General features: G+C 52.2%; 8 protein-coding genes. 6 read left to right on the forward strand and 2 right to left on the reverse strand.

Annotated features, from left to right (window positions below; translation table 11 throughout):
- The 4 genes from MVC73_RS03740 to MVC73_RS03755 form a co-directional block, all read left to right on the forward strand.
- Nucleotides 1-398, forward strand: a 398-nt coding sequence (locus MVC73_RS03740) for a M48 family metallopeptidase (protein WP_297507058.1), incomplete at its 5' end; no start/stop codon positions are given.
- 40 nt (nt 399-438) lie between these two features.
- Complete coding sequence (locus MVC73_RS03745; RefSeq protein WP_297507060.1) at nt 439-1,005, forward strand: DUF998 domain-containing protein; 567 nt, start codon at nt 439-441, stop codon at nt 1,003-1,005.
- Between the two features lie 40 nt (nt 1,006-1,045).
- Complete coding sequence (locus MVC73_RS03750) at nt 1,046-1,837, forward strand: SDR family oxidoreductase (protein ID WP_297507062.1); 792 nt, start codon at nt 1,046-1,048, stop codon at nt 1,835-1,837.
- A 218-nt stretch (nt 1,838-2,055) separates the two neighbouring features.
- Entirely contained in the window at nt 2,056-2,217 is a 162-nt protein-coding gene (locus MVC73_RS03755; RefSeq protein WP_297507065.1) for a hypothetical protein, read from the forward strand.
- 35 nt (nt 2,218-2,252) lie between these two features.
- Here the strand turns inward: MVC73_RS03755 and MVC73_RS03760 are convergent, their stop codons facing one another.
- Nucleotides 2,253-2,672, reverse strand: coding sequence for a PPC domain-containing DNA-binding protein (locus tag MVC73_RS03760; RefSeq protein WP_297507067.1), 420 nt, complete (start codon nt 2,670-2,672; stop codon nt 2,253-2,255).
- 55 nt (nt 2,673-2,727) lie between these two features.
- Between MVC73_RS03760 and MVC73_RS03765 the strand changes: the two genes are divergently transcribed.
- A complete protein-coding gene (locus MVC73_RS03765; RefSeq protein WP_297507069.1) occupies nt 2,728-3,279 on the forward strand; it encodes a hypothetical protein in 552 nt (183 codons plus the stop codon).
- Here the strand turns inward: MVC73_RS03765 and MVC73_RS03770 are convergent.
- Nucleotides 3,276-3,731, reverse strand: a complete 456-nt coding sequence (locus MVC73_RS03770) for a 6-carboxytetrahydropterin synthase (RefSeq protein ID WP_297507071.1) — start codon at nt 3,729-3,731, stop codon at nt 3,276-3,278. The genes MVC73_RS03765 and MVC73_RS03770 overlap by 4 nt on opposite strands.
- Nucleotides 3,732-3,804: 73 nt before the next feature.
- On the opposite strand from MVC73_RS03770, the gene MVC73_RS03775 reads away from it, so the two are divergent.
- Nucleotides 3,805-4,155 carry a DUF134 domain-containing protein gene (locus MVC73_RS03775; RefSeq protein WP_297507073.1) on the forward strand — a complete coding sequence of 117 codons (351 nt, stop codon included), beginning with the start codon at nt 3,805-3,807 and terminating at the stop codon, nt 4,153-4,155.
- Nucleotides 4,156-4,370 lie beyond the last annotated feature (215 nt).

Consider the following 4,370-nt stretch of genomic DNA (forward strand, 5'->3'; position numbering starts at 1 on the left):
TGGTTATACTCCCTGAAAACAACCTCAAAGTCCTGAAGAGGTGGCTCAAAGACCAGCTCAGAAGGGAACTCGACTTTAAAGTCAGGCTATTCGCCTCGATACTCGGCGTCAAGTACAGAAAGGTCTACATCAGATTCCAGAAGACCAAGTGGGCCAGCTGCTCAAAAAAGCGAAACCTGAGCTTCAACCTAATGCTGATGGCCCTGCCGGAAAGCCTCAGGGACTACGTTATAATCCACGAGCTCGCCCATCTGTGGGAGCCCAGACACACCAGACGATTCTGGGAGATTGTAGGAACTTATTATCCCGATTACAAGAAAGCTGAGGCAGAGTTAAGGAGGTACTGGCTCCTCATTGAGTTGAATGAGGTGTGGAGGGCCCTTAGAAGCGTGGAATAGATTTATTAGCCTTTCCTTCCCTAATTCTCCGGGTGAGATCATGAGGAAGTCCCAGCTTTACGCGGGGCTTTTAGCTCCAATCGTAGCCTTCCTCGGCATAGGGGTCGCTGTTCACATCAACCGCTCATGGTGGAGGCTCACAGAAAACGCGATAAGCGACCTCGGAAAGCTCGGACTGCCCCACAACTGGGTTCTCAACATCTCACTTATAGCGACGGCAGTCCTCGGGGTTTACTACGCCACGGGGCTCCTTGAGAGGGCCAAGAACGGAATCGAGCGCGCAGGGATATGGACTTTCATCATCGGCCTAGTCTTCCTCGCAACGATAGGTCTCTTTCCCGAAGGAACGGCACCGCACTACTACGTCAGCTGGGCCTTCTTCATAACGGCCGGCCTCGGCGTCCTGATAACCGGCCTTGGAGCCTTAACCTCCGGCGACCGGGCCTTCGGGTGGTTCAGCGTCATCCTCTTCCTTACAGGCTGGGTTCTGGCGACGTGGGCTAGGGGCCACTTCAGGGGCGTCGCCGTTGCGGAGCTCATAGGTGCTGTAACGATAAGCATCTGGCACTACACCCTCCTGCTTCTTGTGGCCAAGGACGTTCAGTAAACGTTTTTACCCCCCCAAGACAACTTTTTGTGGTGGTCTCATGATAGGGATAGACCTCTCCGGAAAGCTGGCCTTTACGACAGCATCAAGCAAGGGTATAGGCTTCGGCGTCGCAAGGGTTCTGGCAAAGGCCGGAGCCGATGTAATACTCCTCTCGCGGAGCGAAGAGAACCTGAGGAAGGCTAGGGAGAAGATAATGGCCGAGAACGACGTGGAAGTTAACTACATCGTCGCCGATCTCACGAAGCGCGAAGACCTTGAGAGAACGGTTAGAGAGCTCGAAAACATAGGCGAGCCGGATATCTTTTTCTTCTCCACCGGCGGGCCAAAACCCGGCTACTTCATGGAGATGAGCATGGACGACTGGGAAAATGCTGTAAAGCTCCTCCTGTATCCAGCGGTTTACCTGACGAAGGCCCTCGTTCCGGCCATGGAGCGGAAGGGCTTCGGCAGGATAGTCTACTCCACGAGCGTGGCCATAAAGGAGCCTATTCCAAACATAGCCCTCAGCAACGTCGTCAGGATTTCTATGGCCGGCCTCGTGAGGACTCTTGCCAAGGAGCTTGGGCCGAAGGGAATAACCGTGAACGGCATAATGCCGGGCATTATAAAGACGGACAGGATGATACAGCTAGCCAAGGACAGAGCTGAGAGGGAAGGGAAAACTGTTGAAGAAGCTTTAGCCGATTACGCAAAGCCGATACCCCTCGGAAGGCTCGGCGAGCCCGAGGAGATAGGCTACCTCGTTGCATTCCTCGCGAGCGAGCTTGGAAGCTATATAAACGGGGCAATAATTCCTGTCGATGGAGGAAGGCTCAACTCGGTGTTCTAAAGCTTTTCTCGCCTTTTTAAATTTTCAGAACATTTATATCCCTCCGAGACAAAACCTTCTAAGGTGATATCATGGCAATTATGAGGCTCTGGCACGGTATAGTTTCACGGGAAAAGGGCGACGCCTACGAGCGCTTTCTGATATAGAGGGCAGTCCCCGACTACAGCTCGGTTGAAGGCCTCATAAAGCTCTACTTCACGAGAAGGGATGAAGAAAGCGTGACCCACTTCCTCCTTGTAACCATCTGGAACTCGTGGGAATCAATAAAGAAGTTCGCCGGCGAGAACCCGGAGCTGGCCAAGTACTATCCCGAAGACGACGAATTCTTGCTGGAGAAGGAGAAGTACGTCCAGCACTACGAGATCTTCTACGAGAAATGAGGGATGAAGGGTACAGTCCCAATATAACTTCTCCCTTACCCCTCCGCGTCCCACAGCACCAGGCCGTTCTCCTGAGGCTTCCTCTCCAACGGTTCGCCGAGGAGCTCCTGAACGAAGAGCTCGGCAACGAAGACCTCACCCTCAACAAGATGCCCACCGTAGAGCCTGCCATCCGGCCCGCCAAGGGCGACGTGGATATGTGCAAAGGGCTTTCCGTCTTTCAGGCTTATGTTCCCGCTCAGGGAGACGAGCTCGTAAAGTCCGCTCAGCTCGATTACCCTGTACTCTCCAGCCTTCTCATCAAAGTAGCCGATCTTCGGGTTCCTAAGGCTTCCTATACCGCTGACCGTTCCGACGAGAACGTTGTGCTTTTCGGCGAACTCGTTAACAAAGCTCAGAAGTTCCCTCCCCTCAGGGATGCGAAACAGAAAGTTCCTCCCCCTTGAGAACCTCATGGAATCACCCAAACAATAATAAACGCCCCCCGAATTTAACGGTTTGGGTGGTTGAATGGAAAGGGCTGTAATGGCAATCCTCCCCGAGATAATAGAGCTTGAGGAGGTAGATTTGAGACAGTTCTCACCCCCGTATCCAAACCTGCTCAAGGCCTTTCTGGAGAGCGGGGGAAAGGGCCTAAGAGATTTCCAGAGCTTTGCCGAGAGGACATTGGGGAAGGAAGTCGTGGGTCAGTTCCTGATCTCGCTCTTTCAGTACTTGATAATCCGATACCGGCGCTTCAACGAGTACCAGGTTGTCAAGCCTGCAGTTAAAGTCTTCATAACCCTGAAGGGCTGGCTCAACGAGAACGGCTTTGAAAGGGACTGGGAAAAGTTGCTCTCCTCCTTCATCGGCTACCTCGTGATGATGATGCCCGCCATAGCGGAGAACGAGGCCTGCGAAAGCGCTAACGCCTACCTGACGGTCATAAGAGACCTGGCTGAAGAGGCCTCTAGGCGGTTCGAGTCCGACTACTACGACGAGCTCCTCCAGAAGGCCGAGGAAAACCTTAGGGCCCTAAGGGAAAAGTGCGGCATAAGCAAACCAGAAAGGAAAAAGTGCTAGCGCTCAAGCGTGACCTCCGCATAGCTCCTCGGGTCTTCCCAGATTTTGACCCTTATCTTTCTCACGTTGTTACCGGCTTTCTCTGCTATCCTCTCGGCGAACCACTCGGCTATGTATTCAGCGGTGACGTTTGGTTTGTCGAGGACTACCGCCTCGTTTTCCGGAAGCTCTATCCTCTTCCCGTTCTTCTCAATCACAAGCTTTCCGTCTTTTCTCCCAACGATCCACTCCTCGCTGACGAGAATTCTGTGGTCGAGGAGCTTCACAAGGTTGCTGAGGTGGTTGAAGTCGAATATCATGCCGTTCTCGTTGAGCTCGCCCCATATCTCAACGTCCACGTTGTAGGTGTGGCCGTGAATCCTGAGGCACTTGCTCTCGTAGGGTAAAGCTAAGAAGTGCGAGCTGTCAAAGTCCTTGTGCCAGCCTATCTTTCTCTCGCCGACTTTAAACATCGTATCACCACACCAAGTTCCACGTTAAAGTTATAACCCTAACTGGCCAACCCTGTGAAAAGGAGGAGTGAAAATGCCCCGGGGAATGGGATGGGGACGCGGAAGAGGCCGGAGGAGAAAGATGAGGGTAATCGGGTTCATCCCGCAGGTTAGACACTTCTATCCAGCACTTCCCCCACTTAGCCAGCCGAAACCACCAATCTTCATGACGTACGAGGAGTTTGAGGCGTTGAGGCTGGTTGACTATGAAGGGCTGACCCAGGAGGAGGCAGGGGCAAAAATGGGAGTCTCCCGGGGTACCGTCTGGAGGGCCCTGAGTTCTGCCAGAAAGAAGGTCGCCCAGATGATTGTGGAGGGACGGGAGCTCATAATCCTGCCCCAGGGCAACGAAATTCCGAAGGCCGTTTTGGAAGAGGGAGAGTAAATCCCCAATCCCCCTTTTGTCCATTCTGGGGTATTTTTACGAGAATCAACGGCGTTTCCAGCTTTTTTTCAATTTTAGACGTCCCTAATTTTATGTCCAGATTTATATCTCAACTTTTCAGGTGAGGTATTACTAACAATAGACAGTTTATAAATTATATTTCTAAAAAATTCAGATTTCAATTTAAAATCGTATTTTATTAGAATGAGTAATAT

The sequence above is a fragment of the Thermococcus sp. genome (assembly GCF_027052235.1).
GTDB lineage: Archaea > Methanobacteriota_B > Thermococci > Thermococcales > Thermococcaceae > Thermococcus.